Source organism: Yonghaparkia sp. Soil809, from assembly GCF_001429705.1.
GTDB lineage: Bacteria > Actinomycetota > Actinomycetes > Actinomycetales > Microbacteriaceae > Microcella.
The window spans coordinates 970298-988780 of the sequence record NZ_LMSV01000001.1; the positions used below are offsets into that span (position 1 = coordinate 970298).

19 protein-coding genes are annotated in these 18483 nt (G+C 71.7%); 9 read left to right on the forward strand and 10 right to left on the reverse strand.

What is annotated here, in order from left to right; genetic code table 11:
• The 5 genes from ASG83_RS04710 (at position 1) to pknB (ending at position 7641) form a co-directional block, all read left to right on the forward strand.
• Positions 1-1236, forward strand: coding sequence for a Stp1/IreP family PP2C-type Ser/Thr phosphatase (locus ASG83_RS04710; RefSeq protein WP_055857656.1), 1236 nt, complete (start codon positions 1-3; stop codon positions 1234-1236).
• Complete coding sequence (locus ASG83_RS04715) at positions 1223-2608, forward strand: FtsW/RodA/SpoVE family cell cycle protein (RefSeq protein ID WP_055857658.1); 1386 nt, start codon at positions 1223-1225, stop codon at positions 2606-2608. The genes ASG83_RS04710 and ASG83_RS04715 overlap by 14 nt, the downstream gene beginning before the upstream one ends.
• On the forward strand, positions 2605-4059 hold the full coding sequence (locus ASG83_RS04720; protein ID WP_055857661.1) for a penicillin-binding protein 2: 1455 nt from the start codon (positions 2605-2607) through the stop codon (positions 4057-4059). Before ASG83_RS04715 ends, ASG83_RS04720 begins: the two co-directional genes overlap by 4 nt.
• Positions 4056-5774, forward strand: a complete 1719-nt coding sequence (locus tag ASG83_RS04725) for a serine/threonine-protein kinase (protein ID WP_055857663.1) — start codon at positions 4056-4058, stop codon at positions 5772-5774. Before ASG83_RS04720 ends, ASG83_RS04725 begins: the two co-directional genes overlap by 4 nt.
• An 82-nt stretch (positions 5775-5856) precedes the next feature.
• Complete coding sequence (gene pknB, locus ASG83_RS04730; protein ID WP_055857664.1) at positions 5857-7641, forward strand: Stk1 family PASTA domain-containing Ser/Thr kinase; 1785 nt, start codon at positions 5857-5859, stop codon at positions 7639-7641.
• Positions 7642-7689: 48 nt separating this feature from the next.
• Here pknB and ASG83_RS04735 read toward each other — a convergent pair whose 3' ends face one another.
• The 3 genes from ASG83_RS04735 to ASG83_RS04740 are packed head-to-tail and all read right to left on the reverse strand — an operon-like array spanning position 7690 to position 9285.
• Positions 7690-8337 carry an aminodeoxychorismate/anthranilate synthase component II gene (locus ASG83_RS04735; protein WP_055857667.1) on the reverse strand — a complete coding sequence of 216 codons (648 nt, stop codon included), beginning with the start codon at positions 8335-8337 and terminating at the stop codon, positions 7690-7692.
• A 4-nt stretch (positions 8338-8341) separates the two neighbouring features.
• On the reverse strand, positions 8342-8500 hold the full coding sequence (locus tag ASG83_RS12870) for a hypothetical protein (RefSeq protein WP_200932259.1): 159 nt from the start codon (positions 8498-8500) through the stop codon (positions 8342-8344).
• Positions 8500-9285 carry a class E sortase gene (locus ASG83_RS04740; protein WP_055857669.1) on the reverse strand — a complete coding sequence of 262 codons (786 nt, stop codon included), beginning with the start codon at positions 9283-9285 and terminating at the stop codon, positions 8500-8502. Before ASG83_RS04740 ends, ASG83_RS12870 begins: the two co-directional genes overlap by 1 nt.
• A 36-nt stretch (positions 9286-9321) precedes the next feature.
• Here ASG83_RS04740 and ASG83_RS04745 point away from each other — a divergent pair, with 36 nt between their 5' ends.
• Positions 9322-9561, forward strand: a complete 240-nt coding sequence (locus tag ASG83_RS04745) for a cell division protein CrgA (protein WP_055857671.1) — start codon at positions 9322-9324, stop codon at positions 9559-9561.
• 114 nt (positions 9562-9675) lie between these two features.
• Here ASG83_RS04745 and ASG83_RS04750 read toward each other — a convergent pair whose 3' ends face one another.
• Both ASG83_RS04750 and ASG83_RS04755 read right to left on the reverse strand, forming a co-directional pair.
• Positions 9676-10524, reverse strand: a complete 849-nt coding sequence (locus ASG83_RS04750) for a rhomboid family intramembrane serine protease (RefSeq protein ID WP_055857673.1) — start codon at positions 10522-10524, stop codon at positions 9676-9678.
• The gene (locus ASG83_RS04755) at positions 10524-11063 is read right to left on the reverse strand and encodes a peptidylprolyl isomerase (RefSeq protein ID WP_055857675.1); all 540 of its coding nucleotides are present in this window, start codon (positions 11061-11063) and stop codon (positions 10524-10526) included. The genes ASG83_RS04750 and ASG83_RS04755 overlap by 1 nt, the downstream gene beginning before the upstream one ends.
• Before the next feature lie 127 nt (positions 11064-11190).
• Between ASG83_RS04755 and ASG83_RS04760 the strand changes: the two genes are divergently transcribed.
• The gene (locus tag ASG83_RS04760) at positions 11191-11784 is read left to right on the forward strand and encodes a hypothetical protein (RefSeq protein ID WP_055857677.1); all 594 of its coding nucleotides are present in this window, start codon (positions 11191-11193) and stop codon (positions 11782-11784) included.
• Between the two features lie 64 nt (positions 11785-11848).
• On the opposite strand, the gene ASG83_RS12630 is transcribed toward ASG83_RS04760, so the two are convergent.
• Genes ASG83_RS12630 through ASG83_RS04780 form a run of 4 tightly spaced genes read right to left on the reverse strand, consistent with a single transcriptional unit; the run spans position 11849 to position 14952 of the window.
• On the reverse strand, positions 11849-13345 hold the full coding sequence (locus ASG83_RS12630; protein ID WP_162253784.1) for a 2Fe-2S iron-sulfur cluster-binding protein: 1497 nt from the start codon (positions 13343-13345) through the stop codon (positions 11849-11851).
• On the reverse strand, positions 13342-14289 hold the full coding sequence (locus tag ASG83_RS04770; protein ID WP_055857680.1) for an FAD:protein FMN transferase: 948 nt from the start codon (positions 14287-14289) through the stop codon (positions 13342-13344). The genes ASG83_RS12630 and ASG83_RS04770 overlap by 4 nt, the downstream gene beginning before the upstream one ends.
• Positions 14286-14651 carry a hypothetical protein gene (locus ASG83_RS04775; protein ID WP_055857682.1) on the reverse strand — a complete coding sequence of 122 codons (366 nt, stop codon included), beginning with the start codon at positions 14649-14651 and terminating at the stop codon, positions 14286-14288. The genes ASG83_RS04770 and ASG83_RS04775 overlap by 4 nt, the downstream gene beginning before the upstream one ends.
• The gene (locus ASG83_RS04780; RefSeq protein ID WP_055857684.1) at positions 14629-14952 is read right to left on the reverse strand and encodes a hypothetical protein; all 324 of its coding nucleotides are present in this window, start codon (positions 14950-14952) and stop codon (positions 14629-14631) included. The genes ASG83_RS04775 and ASG83_RS04780 overlap by 23 nt, the downstream gene beginning before the upstream one ends.
• A gap of 124 nt (positions 14953-15076) precedes the next feature.
• Here ASG83_RS04780 and ASG83_RS04785 point away from each other — a divergent pair, with 124 nt between their 5' ends.
• Positions 15077-15760 carry a response regulator transcription factor gene (locus tag ASG83_RS04785; RefSeq protein ID WP_055857685.1) on the forward strand — a complete coding sequence of 228 codons (684 nt, stop codon included), beginning with the start codon at positions 15077-15079 and terminating at the stop codon, positions 15758-15760.
• Positions 15757-17148, forward strand: a complete 1392-nt coding sequence (locus tag ASG83_RS04790) for an ATP-binding protein (protein WP_055857692.1) — start codon at positions 15757-15759, stop codon at positions 17146-17148. The genes ASG83_RS04785 and ASG83_RS04790 overlap by 4 nt, the downstream gene beginning before the upstream one ends.
• Before the next feature lie 3 nt (positions 17149-17151).
• On the opposite strand, the gene ASG83_RS04795 is transcribed toward ASG83_RS04790, so the two are convergent.
• Positions 17152-18393 carry an endonuclease/exonuclease/phosphatase family protein gene (locus ASG83_RS04795; RefSeq protein WP_055857694.1) on the reverse strand — a complete coding sequence of 414 codons (1242 nt, stop codon included), beginning with the start codon at positions 18391-18393 and terminating at the stop codon, positions 17152-17154.
• Positions 18394-18483: the final 90 nt, after the last annotated feature.

The window sequence follows — 18483 nt, forward strand, 5'->3', positions numbered from 1 at the left end:
ATGACGAGCCGCACAGTCGCCCTCTCGCACGTCGGAAAGATCCGAGCCAACAACCAGGACTCGGGCTACGCCGGCGAGCACCTCTTCGTCGTCGCCGACGGGATGGGCGGCCACGCGGGCGGTGACGTCGCCTCGGCGCTCGCCATCCAGGCGATCGCGCACACCGATCGGGCGTACGACTCGGTCGAGGAGGCCGAGCAGGTGCTCAGCCAGGCGCTGCTGGAGGCCAACCAGGAGCTCGCCGAGACCGTCTTCGAGCACCCCGAGCTCACTGGCATGGGCACGACCGTCAGCGGGCTCATCCGCGTCGGCGACAAGGTCGTCATCGCTCACATCGGCGACTCGCGCATCTACCGCTTCCGCGAGGACTCGCTCGAGCAGATCACCAAGGACCACACCTTCGTGCAGCGCCTCGTCGACAGCGGCCGCATCACGCCCGAGGAGGCCGCCGTGCACCCCCGGCGCTCGGTGCTCATGCGCGTGCTCGGCGACGTCGACCTCAACCCCGAGATCGACACGATGGTGCTCGACACCCTCCCCGGCGACCGCTGGCTCCTCTGCTCCGACGGACTCAGCGGGTACGTCACCGAGGAGAAGGTCGCCGAGATCCTCGCCGAGCAGCCCGACGCCGCCCTCGCCGGCCAGGCGCTCATCGACGAGAGCCTCGATCACGGCGCCCCCGATAACGTCACCGTCGTCCTCGTCGGCGTCGACGACGGCCCCTCGAGCGCGACGAGCCAGCCCGTCATGGTCGGCTCGGCCGGCGCGCCCCTGACCTTCGAGGTCGACACCTCGCGCCGCGGCGTGCGCCTGCCGGCCCTGCTGCTGCACCCGCTCATGACGAGCGTCGCCGAGGACGAGCACTTCGAGCCGGAGAGCGAGGAGTTCCTGCGCGAGCTCATCGCGGAGGACCGTCGCCGTCGCATCCGCCGCCGCATCACCTGGTCGGTCGGCATCCTCCTCATCGTCGCGCTCATCGTCACCGCTGCGGTCGCGGGCTACCGCTACACGCAGTCGCGCTACTTCGTCGGCGTCGTCGACGGCAACGTCGCGATCTTCCAGGGCGTCCAGCAGGGCATCGGGCCCATCCCGCTGTCGAGCGTCTACCGCGAGACCGACATCGCGCTCGACGACCTCCCGCCGTTCAGCCGGCAGACCGTCGAGGCGACCATCAACGCCGACGACCTCCAGGACGCGCTGTCGATCATCGAGAGGCTCGAGCGTGCCGCCGACTGACAGCCTCCCCACCTTCACGAAGTCGATCGCGATCACCGTTCGGCAGCCGTCGAAGCTGCGCAACCTCGAGCTGTTCCTGCTGCTCGTCGCGATCGGCATCAGCGGCACCGCCTTCGTGCTCGTGCAGCTCGGCGTGAACGGCGAGATCGACCCCGGCTTCCTCCTCCAGGCGGCTGCGCTCGGGATGCTCGCTCTCGGCATGCACGTGGCCATGCGCGTCGTGGCGCGCGACGCCGACCCGTTCATCCTCCCCATCGCCACGACGCTCAACGGCATCGGCATCGCCATGATCTACCGCATCGACCTCGCCCGCGGCCTCAGCGGGTGGGAGGGTCAGGGCGTCCGGCAGATGGTGTGGACGGGCCTCGCGATGGTCATCGCCCTCGGCGTCATCATCGCCATCCGCAACCACCGCGTCCTCGCCCGCTACCGCTACGTGGCGATGTTCGTCGGCATCGTCCTGCTCCTGCTGCCGATGCTCCCCGGCATCGGTCTCACGCTCAACGGCGCGCGCCTCTGGATCCAGATCGCGGGCTTCACGTTCCAGCCCGGCGAGATCGCGAAGATCGCGCTCGCGGTGTTCTTCGCCGGGTACCTCGTCACCGCGCGCGACTCGCTCTCGCTGGTCGGGCGGCGCATTCTCGGCCTGCAGCTGCCGCGCGCGCGCGACCTCGGGCCCATCCTCATCATCTGGGTCGCCGCGATGGGCGTGCTGATCTTCCAGCGCGACCTCGGCACCTCGCTGCTCTACTTCGGCCTCTTCGTCGTCATGATCTACGTCTCGACCGGCCGGCTCAGCTGGGTGCTCATCGGTCTCGGCCTGTTCCTCGGCGGCGCCGCCATCGCGAGCCGCACCCTCACCTACGTCGAGGGCCGCTTCGCCGCGTGGCTCGACTCGTTCAACCCCGCGGTGTACGACGCGCAGGGCGGCAGCTACCAGCTCGTGCAGGGTCTGTTCGGCATGGCGCACGGCGGGCTCGTCGGCCGCGGCCTCGGCCAGGGAGACCCCACGATCACCCCGCTCGCCGAGAGCGACTACATCATCGCGAGCCTCGGCGAGGAGCTGGGCCTCGTCGGTCTCTTCGCCATCCTCGGCCTGTACCTGCTGTTCGTCGCCCGGGGCTTCCGCATCGGCTTCAACGGCACCGACGACTTCGGCCGCCTCCTCGCCGTCGGCCTCTCGTTCGTCATCGTGCTGCAGGTCTTCGTCGTCGTCGGCGGCGTCACCCGGGTGATCCCGCTCACGGGCCTCACGACGCCGTTCCTCGCCGCGGGCGGCTCCTCGCTCGTCGCCAACTGGATCATCGCCGCCCTCCTGCTGCGCCTCTCCGACGAGGTGCGGCACCAGCCACGACTGGTGGTGGACGAATGAACAAGGAGCTCCGCCGCGTCAGCATCGTCGCCCTGACGATGTTCCTGGCCCTGTTCGTCTCGACGAGCGTCATCCAGGTCTTCGCCGTCGACGAGCTGCGCGCCGACGGCCGCAACTCCCGCACCCTGTACGAGAGCTACTCGGCCGAGCGCGGCCCCATCCTCGTCGACGGCACCCCCATCGCCGAGTCGGTGCCGGTCGACACTCAGTACGAGTTCCTGCGCACCTACACGCAGCCCGAGCTGTACGCCGCGATCACCGGATACTTCACGCTCAACCAGGGCACGACGGGCATCGAGGGCGAGCTCAACGACTTCCTCTCCGGTACCGCGAACGAGCAGTTCCTCGACCAGCTCGGTGCGCTCGTCACGGGTCAGAGCCCGCGCGGCGCGGCGGTCGAGCTCACCGTCGACCCCGTCGTGCAGCAGGCGGCGTGGGATGCCCTGGGCGACCAGCAGGGGTCGGTGGTCGCCATCGAGCCGTCGACCGGGCGCATCCTCGCCATGGTCTCGAAGCCCTCCTACGACCCCAACCGCCTGGCGGCGCACGACACGCAGGCCGTTCTCGCGGCGTACGAGGAACTCATCAACAACCCCGACGACCCGCTCGTCAACCGCGCCATCGCCGGAGACCTCTACTTCCCGGGCTCCGTCTTCAAGGTGCTCATGGCGTCCGCGGCGATCGACAGCGGCGAGTTCACCCCGGAGTCCGAGTTCCCGAACCCTCCGAGCCTGGAGCTCCCGAACTCCTCGAGCGTGATCTCCAACTCGGAGGGCGGCGCGTGCGGGGGCGGCGAGACCGTCACGATCGCGACGGCCCTCCGCCTGAGCTGCAACATCCCCTTCGCCCAGCTCGGGCTCGCCCTCGGCGAGGACACCATCTCGGAGTATGCGCAGGCCTTCGGGTTCGGCCAGTCGGTCGAGATCCCGATGGAGGCGACGCCGAGCAGGTTCCCGACCGGCCTGGACGACGCGCAGCTCATGCTCTCGAGCTTCGGCCAGTACGACGTGCGCGTGACGCCGCTGCAGATCGCGATGATCAGCGCGGCGATCGCGAACGGGGGCAACCTCATGCAGCCGACGCTCGTCGAGCGTGTCATCGCACCGGATCTGTCGATCATCCAGGAGAACGAGCCGGTCCTGTTCAGCCAGCCGGTCAGCCGCGAGACGGCTGCGACGGTGACCCAGCTCATGGTCGACGGCGTGAACACCGGGGCGGCGAACAATGCCAGAATCGAGGGGGTCGCCGTCGCGGGCAAGACAGGCACCGCGGAGAACGGCGGCGACGCTCCCTACACGCTCTGGTTCACCGGGTTCGCCCCGGCGGATGACCCCCAGGTGGCCATCGCGGTCGTGGTCGAGGATGGCGGCGGCTTCGGCCAGACCGCCTTCGGAAATCGCGTCGCGGCTCCGATCGCGAAAACTGTGCTTGAGGCGGTGCTGAACAGATGAGACCCACGAGCGGGCTCACCTTCGGTGGGCGGTATCAGCTGCTCTCCCGGATCGCGATCGGCGGCATGGGCGAGGTGTGGCAGGCGACCGACCTCGTCATCGGGCGCACCGTCGCGATCAAGATCCTGAAGGACGAGTACCTGGGCGACCCGGGCTTCCTCGAGCGCTTCCGCGCCGAGGCCCGCCACGCCGCGCTCGTCAACCACGAGGGCATCGCCAACGTCTACGACTACGGCGAGGAGGAGGGCAGCGCGTTCCTCGTCATGGAGCTCGTCCCCGGCGAGGCCCTGTCGACCGTGCTCGAGCGCGAGCGCGTGCTCTCCACCGACCAGGTGCTCGACATCGTGGCGCAGACCGCATCCGCCCTGCACGCCGCCCACCAGGCCGGCCTCGTGCACCGCGACATCAAGCCCGGCAACCTGCTCATCACGCCCGACGGCCGCGTCAAGATCACCGACTTCGGCATCGCGCGCATCGCCGACCAGGTGCCGCTCACCGCGACCGGCCAGGTCATGGGCACGGTGCAGTACCTGTCGCCCGAGCAGGCGAGCGGGCATCCCGCATCGCCGTCGACCGACGTCTACTCGCTCGGCATCGTCGCCTACGAGGCCCTCGCCGGCCGCCGCCCCTTCACGGGCGAGTCGCAGGTGGCGATCGCGATGTCGCACATCAACGACCAGCCGCCCGAGCTTCCCGTCACGGTGCCGGAGCCCGTGCGCAACCTCGTGTTCTCCGCGATCGCGAAGAAGCCCGACCAGCGCCCCGCCTCCGCCCAGCACTTCGCCCGCGCCGCCCAGGCGCTGCGCCGCGGCGACGTCGCGGGCGCCACGGCGATCGTCGCCGGCATCGGCGGGGTGGCCGCGGCCGCCGCCGCGACCGCCGCGACGCGGGTCATGCCGTCGGCGGCGGACGGCGCCACGCGCGTGATGCCCTCGACCGCCGGAGCGGCGGGCGCATCCGCCACCACCGAGACGACGACGACCGAGAACCGGCGCTCCCCCTGGACGTGGCCGCTCATCGCCCTCATCGGCCTGCTGCTCGTGCTCATCGTCGGCGCGCTCATCGCGATCTTCGTCGCGCCCAATGACGAGGACCCGGCAGGGACCCCCTCGCCGACGCCGACCGTCACCACGCCGAGCACATCGCCCTCCGCGACGCCAACCCCGGAAGCGATCATCATCACCGAGGAAGAGTGGGTCGGCCTCACCCGCGCCGCCGTCGAGGACAAGATCGCCCAGCTCGGCCTGCGCCTCGATGCGGTCGACGGCAACATCGCCCCGAGCGGCGACCAGGTCGGCCTCTCGTACCGCGTGAACCCGCGCGGCGAGGTGCAGCCCGGCACGCTCATCACCGTGTACTTCTACACCGACATCCCGACGCCGCCGGCCCCGTCGAGCCTCGCGATCGACCCGGGCTCGGGGCCGTACCCCGGCGGAGAGGACGTCACGCTGAGCTGGCCGAGCTACACCGGCTGCCCCGCCGGCTACTCGCTCACCGGGTACAACTTCACGATCGTCGGCGGCTCGCCCGCGCAGGCGAACCCGCTCCCCGCGGAGGCGACGTCGCTCGTCGTGACGCTCGCCGACAGCGGGCAGCTGCGCGTGACCTACACGGCCCTGTGCGGCGATCTGCAGTCGGAGCGCTCCGCCGAGCTCGCCGTGCCGATCGAGCCGGCGGCGGCCCCTCCGGTCGAGCCGCCGCCCGCCGAGGGCTGACCCTCCGCCTTCGCGGCGCTCGCGGGTACGCCCCGTACACTGGGGCCCGACCGCACCAGGTGACAGCAAGGACTCCCACAGCATGATCGACGGAACGGCTCAGAGCGCGCGCCTGCTCGCGGGCCGCTACCAGCTGGGCTCCCTCATCGGTCGCGGCGGCATGTCCGACGTCCACATCGCGACGGATGCCCGGCTCGGCCGTCGCGTCGCCGTCAAGCTCCTGAAGTCCTCCCTCGCGAGCGACCCCGTCTTCCGCACCCGCTTCCGCCAGGAGGCCCAGGCCGCCGCGCGCATGGCGCATCCCACGATCGTCCGCGTCTTCGACGCCGGCGAGGAGTCGGTGACCGAGCCGGGCGGCGGCGAGACGATCTCGCCCTTCATCGTCATGGAGCACGTCGAGGGCCGGCTGCTGAAGGACGTCATCGCCGACGGTCCCGTCGACCCCGCCGAGGCGACGCGCATCATCGAGGGCGTGCTCACCGCGCTCGAGTACTCGCACCGCGCCGGCGTCGTGCATCGCGACATCAAGCCGGGCAACATCATGATCACGAACTCCGGCCAGGTGAAGGTCATGGACTTCGGCATCGCGCGCGCGGTGTCCGACTCCGCGGCGACGGTCGCCCAGACGAGCACCATCCTCGGCACCGCGCAGTACTTCTCGCCCGAGCAGGCGCGCGGCGAGACGGTCGACGCCCGCAGCGACCTGTACTCCACGGGCGTCGTGCTCTTCGAGATGCTGACCGGGCGCGCGCCGTTCCGCGGCGACTCCCCCGTGGCCGTCGCCTACCAGCACGTGAGCGAGGCGCCCGTCGCGCCGAGCACGATCGTGCCCTCGATCTCGCCCGCGCTCGACGCCGTCGTGCTGCACGCCCTCGCGAAGGACCGCTTCGAGCGCTTCCAGACCGCCGCCGACTTCCGGTCGGATGTCGCGGCGGCCGCCGCGGGCCAGGTCCCGCCGAAGCGCGTCGACGCCCCCACCGATTTCAGCGCCACGCTCTTCGGGGTCAACCCGCAGGCGACCGCCGACACCGAGGCGGCCATGCGGCAGCTGAGCGTCGATGACGAGGAGCGCCGCACCCGCACGCAGAGCCGCCCGCCGGTCGCCTGGATCTGGGCCGGCATCGCGGTCCTCGCCGTCGTCGTCGCCTCGGTGCTGTTCTGGGCCTTCAACCTCGAGCGCACGCAGCTCGCGCCCTCGATCTCGGTGACGGTGGCGGATGTCACCGGCCAGGCCTACGAGGACGGCGCGCAGCGGCTCGTCGACGACGGCCTCACCCCCAACCCGTTCCGCGAGGCGAGCGCCGACGTCCCCGAAGGCGACATCCTGCGCACCGTGCCGGCGGCGGGCGTCACCGTGTCGCCCGGGCAGGAGGTGCGCGTCTACGTCTCCACCGGGCCGCCCACCGTCCAGGTGCCCAACATCGACCGCCTGTCGCTCGGCGACGCGCAGGTCGCGATCGAAGCGGTGGGCCTGCGCGTCGGGACGATCACGGCCGAGAACTCGCCGAACATCCGCAAGGACATCGTGATCCGCACCGACCCGGCGGTCGGGGCGGAGGTCCGCGAGGGCGACACCATCGCGATCGTCATCTCGTCGGGGCTCATCACCGTGCCCGACGTGCGCAACCTGCCGATCGGCGACGCGACGGCGCAGCTGAGCCCGCTGCAGCTGCAGATCCGGGTGCAGGGGAACAACGGCTGCTCCGGCGGGCTCGTCACGAACCAGTCGCTCGCGCCGGGCGATCAGCCGCAGAACTCCGAGATCACCCTCACCTGGTGCTCGGGCGTCGCCGGTGGCTCGACGGGCGACACCACGGGCACGGACGGCACCGGCGGGCCGGGCAACGGTCGCGGGAACGACGGCTGAGCGGCGACGTCGGCAGCGGCGACCGCGAGGCCGCGGTCGCGGCGGGCTCTAGCTCGTGCGGACGCTCGGCGAGACGAGCGGGCTGAGCGTCGAGGCCGCTTCGCGCGCGCCGGGGAGCCCGGCGTCGGCGAGCCAGTTGCCGAGCATCCGGTAGCCGCCCTCGGTGAGGACGGACTCGGGGTGGAACTGCACGCCGACGACCGGGGCGTCGCGGTGCCGCAGCGCCATGATGACCCCGCCGGGCGTGCGCGCGGTGACCTCGAGCTCGTCGGGCACGGTGCCGTCGACGACGGCGAGCGAGTGGTACCGGGTCGCGCGGAACGGCTGGGGCACGTCGGCGAAGAGCGAGCTGTCGTCGTGCTCGATCATCGACGTCTTGCCGTGCATGAGCTCCTCGGCGTGCGTGACCGTCGCACCGAGCGCCTCGGCGATCGCCTGGTGCCCGAGGCAGACGCCGAGAAGCGGCGTCGAGGTCGCGATCGCCGCGCGCACGACCGCGACCGAGATGCCCGCGTCGGCGGGCGTGCCGGGGCCGGGCGAGACGAGCACGGCGTCGTAGCCGGCGATGAGCTCGGCCGCCCGCTCGGGAGCCACGACGTCGTTGCGGACCACCTCCGTCTCGGCCCCGAGCTCCTGCAGGTAGCCGTCGAGGGTGTAGACGAAGCTGTCGTAGTTGTCGATGACGAGAACGCGCACGGCCCTACTCTTCCACGGTCACGTCTTGAGGAAGCAGGACGTCCGCCGCCCACGGGAACACGACGTAGGCGAGGGCCCACAGGATGCCCGCGAGAAGCACGAGAACGATCAGCACTCGCAGCCACACCGGCCCGGGCAGGGCGCGCCACAGCGCCGCGTACATCAGGCCTCCCCCTGGCCGAGCTCGCTGAGCTCGGCGGGCATGCCGCCCTCGCGCGGGTACCACGCGGTCATGACGGAGTACGCGACCGCGCGCTCGGCGGTCGAGAACAGGGGGTTGCACGTCGTCATCGTCAGGATGCGCTCGGCCGGGTCGGCGCCGGCATCGCGCGGGACGGGCGCGATGACGTCGACCTGGGTCGGCGCCACGTACTCGAGGCCGCGGAAGGTGTACTCGTACCAGCCGTCGGCGGTCTCGACGTAGACGTGATCGCCGACGCGGAGATCGACGAGGCGGCCGAAGGGTGCGCCGTTCGCGTTGCGATGAGCGGCGATGGCGAAGTTGCCGAGCTCGCCGGGCATCTGAGTGCCCGGGTAGTGGCCCACTCCGGTGCGACGGCTGTTGAGCACGTCGCGGACGTCGATGCCCTGCCCGATCGTGCGGGCGTAGTCGGCGCCGAATCGCGGGACGATGAGCGTGGCGAGGGCGTCGTTCACGCCACCGGGCTCGGCGCGCACCGGGGCGGCGTCAGGACTCTGGCCCTCGTACACCGGCGGAGGCGACGGGGCATCCTCCCCGCGCTCGCCGCGCGACTGCTCGGCCCACTGCTGCTGCAGCTCCACCGCGGCCTGCGTCTGCTCGCCGCCGACGATGATGTCGTTGAGCCAGACGTACCAGCCGAGGAAGAGCAGCACGAGCACGCCGACGGTGATGAGCAGCTCGCCGAGAACCCCGACGACGCTGAGGCGTCGAGGCGCACGCGGGCGCGGCGGAGGCTGCTCGGGCATGCGGTCATTGTAGGCCGCACCGTTAGACTGTCCCCCATGGCCCGTGGAACCACTCGCAACGCAGAGAACCCCGAGACCCCGAGCGGCAAGGACGCCCCCAACCCGGTCTGGTTCAAGCCCGTGATGTTCGGCTTCATGCTCGTCGGTCTGCTGTGGATCATCGTCTACTACCTGAGCCAGACCTCGTGGCCCGTTCCGGCTCTCGGCCCGTGGAACATCATGGTCGGCTTCGGGATCATGTTCATCGGCTTCCTGATGACCACGCGCTGGCGGTAGCCGGCGCCATCCGTCGACCTCCCGTTCACCGTCCGGTCATCCCCCGAAGAGGGGGTGGAACTACAACGGTGTGACTATCCCCAGTGTGGAATCACCTGTGGATAACTTCGCGGGCTAGATCAGCGCGAATCGGGCGATCGTCGCGAGGACGAGCACGGCGCCGAGCCCGATGAGCAGCACGCTCTGCGTCCGCCGCTCGTCGATGCGCCGCGTGCGGACCATGATGAGAGCCGCGAGCGCCCCGACCACCAGACCTCCGACGTGCGCCTGCCACGAGATCCCCGGCACGATGAAGCCGATCGCCAGGTTGATGCCGATGAGGACGATGAGCTGCGCGCTCCGCCCGCCGAGACGTCGCTGGATGACGAAGAAGGCGCCGAGCATCCCGAAGATCGCTCCGGATGCCCCGACGACCGCCTGCGCCGGGTCGAGATAGAGGACGGCGAGCGAGCCGCCGAACGCCGAGAGCACGTACACGGCGAGGAACCGCGCCCGACCGATGAGCCCCTCGAGCAGCGGGCCGAGCACGAACAGCGAGTACATGTTGAACAGGATGTGGAACAGCGACCGCTCGCTGTGCACGAGAGCGGCCGTGAGCATCCGCCACGGCTCGGTCGGCGTGAGCGGCGGCCAGTAGAGCAGCAGCTGGGTGACGGCCCCGCCGGTCACCTGCTGCAGGAGGAACACCGCGACCGTGACCGCCAGGATCGAGTAGGTCACGACGGGCGTGCGGGATCCGGGACGGAAGGCGCGCGCGATCGCCGATCGCGGCTTCGGGGCGGATGCCCGTGCCGCGGCCGTGCACTCGGGGCAGTGAACCCCGACCGCGGCCGGGGTCTGGCACTCGCCGCAGACCACGCGGCCGCAGCGCTGGCAGCGCACGAAGCTCCGGCGATCTCCGTGCCGGTAGCAGACGCTGACGCCCGCCTCCGGCGCGGAGCCGCCGGGAGCCGCGTCGCTCATCAGACCTCGACGACCTCGATGCCCGTGATCACGACATCGGTGAGGGGCTTGTCGCGGCCGTCGGTCGGCACGGCCTCGATGGCCTTCACGACGGCCTTCGAGTCCTCGTCGGCGACGGCGCCGAAGATCGTGTGGTTGCCGTTGAGCCACGGGGTGGGAACGGTCGTGATGAAGAACTGCGAGCCGTTGGTGCCGCGACCGCCGCGCTTGCCCGCGTTCGCCATGGCGAGCAGGAACGGCTCGCCGAACTGCAGCTCGGGGTGGATCTCGTCGTCGAACTCGTAGCCGGGGCCGCCGATGCCCTGGCCGAGCGGGTCGCCGCCCTGGAGCATGAAGTCCTTGATGATGCGGTGGAAGATCACGCCGTCGTAGAGCGGGTCGGTGGTCTTCTGGCCGGTGGCGGGGTGGGTCCACTCGAGCTGGCCGGTCGCCAGACCGACGAAGTTCGCCACGGTCTTCGGGGCGTGGTTGCCGTAGAGGTTGATCGTGATGTCGCCGAGCGTGGTGTGGACGGTCGCGACTGCGGTGTGGATCGACATAGCGGTCATTCTTCCACGGTGCGCGCCGGGCGCTTCCTGAGCGTTACGTCTGCGCGGGTTGGGGCCCCGGAGCCGCAGTGCCAGGATGGGAGGCGCACGCTACCGATCGCACCCCTGGGAGGACCGCATGGAGCTGTCACGCAAGCGGCGCCGCGAGCTGAAGAAGCTGCGCGGCGCGGCCGAGAACGTCTGGAACGAGCAGCGCGAGGTGCTCGATCACGCGTCGAAGGTGCTGCGGGATGCGGGCCGGCAGGCGTCGGTCGTCGCCCGCAAGGACGTCGGTCCGCGCGTCCGCGACTCGTACGAGCGCCGGGTGCAGCCCGGCATCGACGCGAGCGTCGACGCCGTCCGTCACGCGACGCACGCCACGAAGTCGACCGTCACCGACGACATCCTGCCCGCGATCTCTGGTGCGCTCGGGTCGGCCGTGGCCGCCGTCGAGGTCGCCCGCGACAAGCACCTGCGCGAGGCGATCCGCACCGCGTCGCGCACGAGCACCGAGATCGCGACGAAGGCCGGCCAGCGGCTCGGGCTCGTCGAGGTCAAGCGCTCCCCCGGTCCCGGCACCTTCGTGCTCATCGGGCTCGGCGTGGTGGCGGCCGCCGCGATCGCCTACGCGGCGTGGCAGACGTTCCGCCCGGACGACGACCTGTGGGTCGAGGACGACCTCGACGACGACCTCGGGTCGGCGACCCCGGAGGAGACCTCCACGGCGATGTGACCCGCCGCACCACCGCACCAGCGAAGGGCGCCCCGCGACGGGGCGCCCTTCGTCGTGCGCGGGGTCAGAGATCGAGCACGAGCTCCGCCGAGCTCGCGCGCGACACGCACGGGTAGACGACGCCGATCTCGTCCTTATCCGCGTCCGACATCACCGAGTCCCGGTGGTCGGGCACCCCGGCGACGACCCTCGTCTCGCACGTGCCGCACACACCCGTGCCGCACGAGGTGGGCACCGCGACGCCCGACCGCTGCAGGGCATGCAGCATCGACTCGTCGGCCGGCACCCGGAGGATCCGCTGCGAGCGGGCCAGCCGGACGGCGAACGGCGTCGAGGGCCGCCCCGAGCTCCGATCGACGGCGACGAACCGCTCGAGGTGCAGGCGATCGGCGGGAACGAGGCGCTCGAGCTCATCGAGGAGGCCGGTCGGTCCGCACGCGTAGACCTCGGCGTCGTCCGCGAGGATCTCCGTGAGCGGCAGCCGGCCCTCGCGCTCGTCGCGCGCGACGACGCGCACCCGACCGGGGTGGGTTCGCTCGAGCTCGTCGGCGAAGGGCATGCTCGCGCGGCTGCGACCGACGTAGACGAGCCGCCAGTCGCGCTGCGGGGGCACGGCCGCGATCATCGCCTTCAGCGGCGTGATGCCGATGCCGCCGGCGATGAACAGGTAGCGGTGCGCGGGTCGCAGGGGGAAGGTGCAGCGCGGCCCGACGACCTCGAGCTCGTCGCCCGGCGCGAGCGTCGAGTGGATCCACGCGCTGCCGTGCCCGGCCGGCTCCACGCGGCGGACGGCGATGTCGAGATGGTCGCGGTCGGCGGGGTCGCTGCAGAGGGAGTACTGCCGTTCGACGCCGTCCGGCAGCACGACGGTGATGTGCGCGCCGGCCTCCCACGGCTCGATCGACGAGCCGTCGGCGGGAGCGAGGCGGATGCGGCGCACACCGTCGGCGATGTCGTCCAGCGCGACCACGCGCATCCGCGTTCGCGTTCGGGGATCGATCGGATGCGACGGCGCGGGCCGCTCGCCCGACCGGCGCCCCGCCATGATGAGGCGGACGATCGCGGCGAGCACCGTGGCCGTGATGAGCACGGTCGCGACCGCCTGGTACCACCAGGTGCCGCGATCCGTGCCCGCCGCTCCGGTGTGGAAGGCGACCGCGAGCACGGCGACGTAGCTGGAGAGATGGATCCCGCGCCACACCCGCCGCGGCAGGCGGTCCTTCAGGAGGGAGCTCGACTGCACCGCGACGAGAACGTAGAACGACACGATGCCGAGAGCGACGGGCAGGGGCTTGAAGTCGCCGACGAACGGCACCAGAGCCTCGAGCGGAGTGAGCGAGAGCCACGGGTCGAGCATGAGCGAGACCGCGTGCAGGATGGTGAGCACCACCGCGGTTCCGCCGAGGAACCGATGGAGGTCCTGCAGCCACGCGGGGTTGTCGGCGCCGCGGAAGATGCGGGTCGACAGGACGATCCCCCACAGCACCGCGATCGTCATGACGATCCAGGCGAGCATCGCGCTGATGCGGGTGACGTACCACCACAGGTGCGGGTCGGTCATGAGAACTCCTGCCATCCGGTCGTGGTCGACCGCGCGCCCGCGGCGTCGATGAGCATGCCCTGGGCGCCGAGCCCCTCGAGCCATGCGAGGTACGCGCCGGGCTCGCGCACGAACGCCGGCTTCGTGAGCACCTCCGCGGCCGCGGCGGTCGCGGCGATCACGGTCGCGGACTGGACGGACGAGTCGGCGCTTCCACCGGTGCGCGGGTCGATGATGTGGTGGCGCTCGACGCCGTCGGCCCCCCGGAAGCGTCGACGGCGCTGGCTCGAGGTCGCCACGGCGCCCTCGACGATCCGGACGAGCGCCGCGTCCGTCCGGGCGTCGACGGGGTCGGCGACGCGGATGCGCCATGCCGTACCGTCGGGAGACTCGCCTCGCGCCCGCACATCCCCTCCGATCTCGACGAGGGCACCCCGTGCCCCCGACTCGATGAGCCGCTCCGCGACGAGGTCGGCGGCGAGGCCCTTGCCGATCCCCCCGGGGTCGAGAGCCATGCCGTGCGGGAGCGCCACGGCGTCACCCTCGATGCGGATGAGGTCGAGATCGTGCCGCGAGCGCGCACCGTGCGGCAGCGACGGCGCGGGCGCGCCGTCGACGAGCGAGCGGTCGTAGCCGATCCCGAGCAGGGCGGGCAGAACGCTCGGGTCGAAGTCTCCACCGGTCGCGTGCCAGCCGTCCCGCATCGCCGTGATCAGCGCGACCGTCGACGGATCGACGGCGTGCGCCGCCCCCGCGCCGAGGGCGAGCCGCATGAGATCGCTGTCGGCGCGGAAGCGCGTCCAGCGCGCCTCCAGGCGGGCGATCTCCTCGACGGCCCCCGCCGCGACCTCCGCCGGTGCGCCGACGACGACGACCGAGCCCTGCGTTCCCATCGCCCGGAACCTCCGATGGATCACATCGTCGCGCCGGCTCGCGGGACGAGCGTCGGCGATCACGGCGGTCATGATCCCTGACTCGTCGCGTCGGCCGGCGCCCGCGGCTGCGGGGCGGGCGCGCGCGGAGGGGTCGCCGCGACCGGCGCGCGAGTCGGCGCGGGCGCGGCGATCGTCGGAGCGCTCTCCACCGAGGGGGCGGCTGCCGCCGGCGACTCGCTCGAGCTCGGCTCGGCCCGACCGGGTGCCGCGATGATCGTGGTCTGCGTGATCGCGCGCTCCTTCAGCGCCGAGGCCTGGCCGTCGGCCTGTGCCGCCTGATCCTGCAGCTGCAGGCCAGCGACGCCGACGATGAGCAGCGCCGTGGTCGACACGGCGACGATGCGCCGGGCCGCTGCCGCGGGGTGCCGCTCAGTCGTCGTCGCCGAGCTCATCGTCGTCTCCCGCTTCGTCCTCGTCCGCCCGGTCCCCCGACTCAAGGGCGTCGTCGGCCTCGTCATAGTCGTCGTCCGCGAAGACGCCGGGGCCGGCGTCCGTCGCGGTCGCTCCCGACGAGGGGATGCCCGGCGAGGGCGTCCCCGGCACGGTCTTCTGGTGGGGGACGATCACCGCGGCGGTCTCGGTATTGCCGATCGTCTCGATCGACGGGGAGGAGAGCACGGCGGTGTTGACCGCGTAGGCGCCGCCCGCGGCGAGCAGAACACCGGCGATAGAGAGCAAGAGCGAGGTCTTCATGCCTCCACGCTAGGAAGCCGCGATGGCACGATCGGCGCGCGGTCATCCAAGATTCGTCCAAGAACCATCGCGCGATCGACGCGCGCCGATGATCCCACCGCTCCCGTGGCAGCAGAATGAGCCCATGAGAGTGCTGCTCGTGGAGGATGACGACGCCGTCGCGGACAGCGTCGTCGACGCGCTCTCCACCCGCGCGATGGATGTCGTCCGGGTGGCGACGGGGGACGAGGCGCTCCGCGCGATCGAGAGCGAGGAGCCGGACGTCGTGCTCCTCGACCTCGGCCTGCCGGACATGGACGGGACCGAGCTGTGCCGTCGCGTCCGCGCCTCGAGCGAGCTGCCGATCATCATCGTGAGCGCGCGCGACGACGAGATCGACCGCGTCGTGGCGCTCGAGCTCGGAGCCGACGACTACCTCGTGAAGCCGTTCGGGATGCGCGAGCTCGTCGCCCGGATCGGCGCCGTGCGTCGCCGCTCCGCGTCGGCCGCGCGGTCCGCCGCGCCGGTGGAGCCCCCGCCTGCCGGCTCGAGCCGACTCGCGATCGATCGACGCACGCGCCGCGTGCGGCTGGACGACCGCGAGATACTCCTGACGCCGAAGGAGTTCGACGTGCTCGAGTACCTCGACCGCGACCGCGGGGCCGTGTGCCGGCGTTCGGACCTGCTGCGCGACGTGTGGGAGACCGACTGGTTCGGAACCGCCAAGACGCTCGACGCCCACGTGGCGGCCGTGCGGCGCAAGCTCGGAGACCCCGCCTGGATCGAGTCGGTCCGCGGTGTCGGATTCCGCCTCGGCGAACCCTCATGAAGTGGCACTTCATCGGCGTGGTCATGGCGATCACCGGCATCGTACTGCTCGTCCAGCTGCTGCCGCTCGCGAGCTACCTGCAGCAGGTCGAGCGCGATCGGCTCACGACGAGTCTCGAGCGCGACGCGTTCATCCTCGCCGGTCGCAGCGAGGAGGCGCTGGAGAGCGGCGTCGGTGCCGATGCGCTCGGGGAGGCCGCGCACGAGTACCGGGAGACGAGCGGCGCCCGAGTCGTGGTCGTCGACCGCGACGGTCGCGCGATCGTGACGAGCGACGACGACCAGTCGAGCCTCGGCGGCGACTACAGCACGCGCCCCGAGATCGCCGATGCCCTGGGTGGCTCCGTCGCGACGGGATCCCGAGACTCGGAGACGCTATCCACGTCGCTGCTGTACGTCGCGGTGCCGGTCATCAGCGCCGACAGCGTCGTCGGAGCGGTGCGGCTCACATATCCGTCCGCGGTCATCGACGAGACGGTTCGCGGTCGGCTCGGCGTGATCGGCTCCGTCGCGCTCATCACCCTCCTGATCTCCGGCCTCGCGGCGTTCGTCTTCTCCGCCTCCGTGACCCGCAGACTCACCGCCCTCACGGCCTCGAGCGAGCGCCTCGCCGATGGGGACCTGTCGGCGCGGGCCGACCCGATGCTCGGGGCGCCCGAGATCCGCACGCTCGCGAGGTCGTTCAACCGGATGGCGGAGCGCGTCTCGACGCTCATCGAGCAGCAGCGATCGTTCGCCTCGGATGCCTCGCATCAGCTCCGCACGCCGCTCACGGCGCTCCGTCTCCGGCTCGAGCGCGCACGCGAGCTGATGGCGAACGATCCCGAGGCGGCCGCCGACCGGATCGCCGCCGCCGAGGCGGAGACCGACCGTCTGGTCGCGATCGTCGAGGGGCTGCTCGCGCTCGGCCGGGCCGAGCGCCGCGACGACCTGGTGATCACGGTCGACCTCGCCGCGATCGCGCGCGATCACGTCGAGCAATGGCGCCCGCTGTGCGCCGAGCTCGGCGTCGACCTCCGGGTCGCGGTGCCCGCTCAGCCGGCGATCCCCGTGCGCGCCATCCCGGGAGCGGTGGAGCAGATCGTCGACAACCTCGTGGACAACGCACTGGAGGTGAGCCCCCCGGGGTCGACCCTCGAGGTCCGGGTCGATGGCGGCGCGAACCCGACGCTGCGCGTGCGGGATGACGGCCCCGGCCTCTCCGATGACGAGATCGCCCGCGCCTTCGACCGCTTCTGGCGGGGCCGATCGGCGACACCGGGCGGAACGGGTCTCGGGCTCGCGATCGTGCAGGAGCTCGCCTCGTCGAGCGGAGCGCGCGTGCGGCTCGGTCGTCGAGCGGAGCGCGGGCTGGACGCGACGGTGGAGTTCCGCCGCGCCCAGCCGTAGAGCTCAGCCCCGGACAGCGACGTCGACCCACACCAGGCGGTGGTCGCTCGTCGGGAAGGGGAAGACCCCGGTGAGCGACGAGAGCGGGTCGGCGAGCACGGGCCAGAAGACGCCGGAGCCCGCGACTGCGAGGCGGCGCGAGGGCAGGACGTAGTCGACGCGCAGGTTGCCCGGTGCCGCGTCGGCGAAGTCGGCGGTGTCGAGCGAGGGGTCGCCCTCGTGCGCGAGGTTCGCGCCGCCCTGCAGCCCCGATGCCTCGACCGCCCCCTCGGATCGCGGTGCCGGATCGACGATGAACGGATGCCCGAGCAGCTGGTCGATCGCGGCGTCGACCGAGTCGCCGTCGAGCGGGTCGGCGTTCTGGTCGCCGGCGACGATGAAGGGGCTGCCCGCGGGAAGTCCGCCGCGCCGCCCCGCGTCGTCGACGATGTAGCGGGAGGCGCTGCCGGGCGTGATGTAGTCGGCCCAGAAGCGGATCTCGTCGTGGTTGCGCCGCCCGTTGCGGTCCTCCGGCCCGTCGAAGGTGGGAGGAGTCGGGTGCGAGGCGAGGAGGTGCACGGTCGTGCCGTCGACGTCGATCGGCACATCCCAGTGCGACTTGCTCGACAGCCGGACGACGTCGAGCTCCGAGGGCGAGAACCAGTCGCTCGGCGCGGCAGTCGCCGGGTCATCCGGCAGGAGTGCGCCCGGCATGTCCTTCCAGAGGAAGTTCTGGAAGGTGCGGACCGCGTCGAGCTCGATGGGGTGCTTCGAGAGCACGGCCATCCCGTACTGCCCCTCGAAGACGCCGAAGCCGAAGGCGTCGTCGCCCCCGCCGATCCGGCCGTCGTTGTTGAGGTCGGCGCCGCTGGGGACTCCGGTGTTGGACGGGGCGACGAGGGCGTACGGGTACGTCACCGGCTCGGCGCCGCCCTGCCCGACCTCGAGGTAGTTCTCACGGAAGAGGTCGATGGCGGCGCCGTCGGCCACGTAGTCGAACTCGTTGAGGAGCACGACGTCGGGGTCGGTGCGCTGGATGACCTCCGCGACCGCCTGCGCCTGCGCGTCGTCGGGCGTCGACAGGTCGGCGACCAGCTCGCCGGCCGCGGCCCGGTTGAGGGACGCGTTGTAGGTGGCGACGCGCAGCTCGGTCGGCCCGGCCGGGTCGTGCGGCGCCGCGCTCGCGGCGAGCGGGGCGATGCCGAGAGCGACGGTCGTCGCGGTCGTGAGCGAGAGGATGCGGATGAGAGGGCGCTTCGTGCGCACGGGGTTCCCCTTCCGTCGGGCGACTGTGCCCGGTTCGGCGGCGTCGCGAGACTCCCACGCTAGGTGCGCCGGGCATCCCCCGGGAGAACG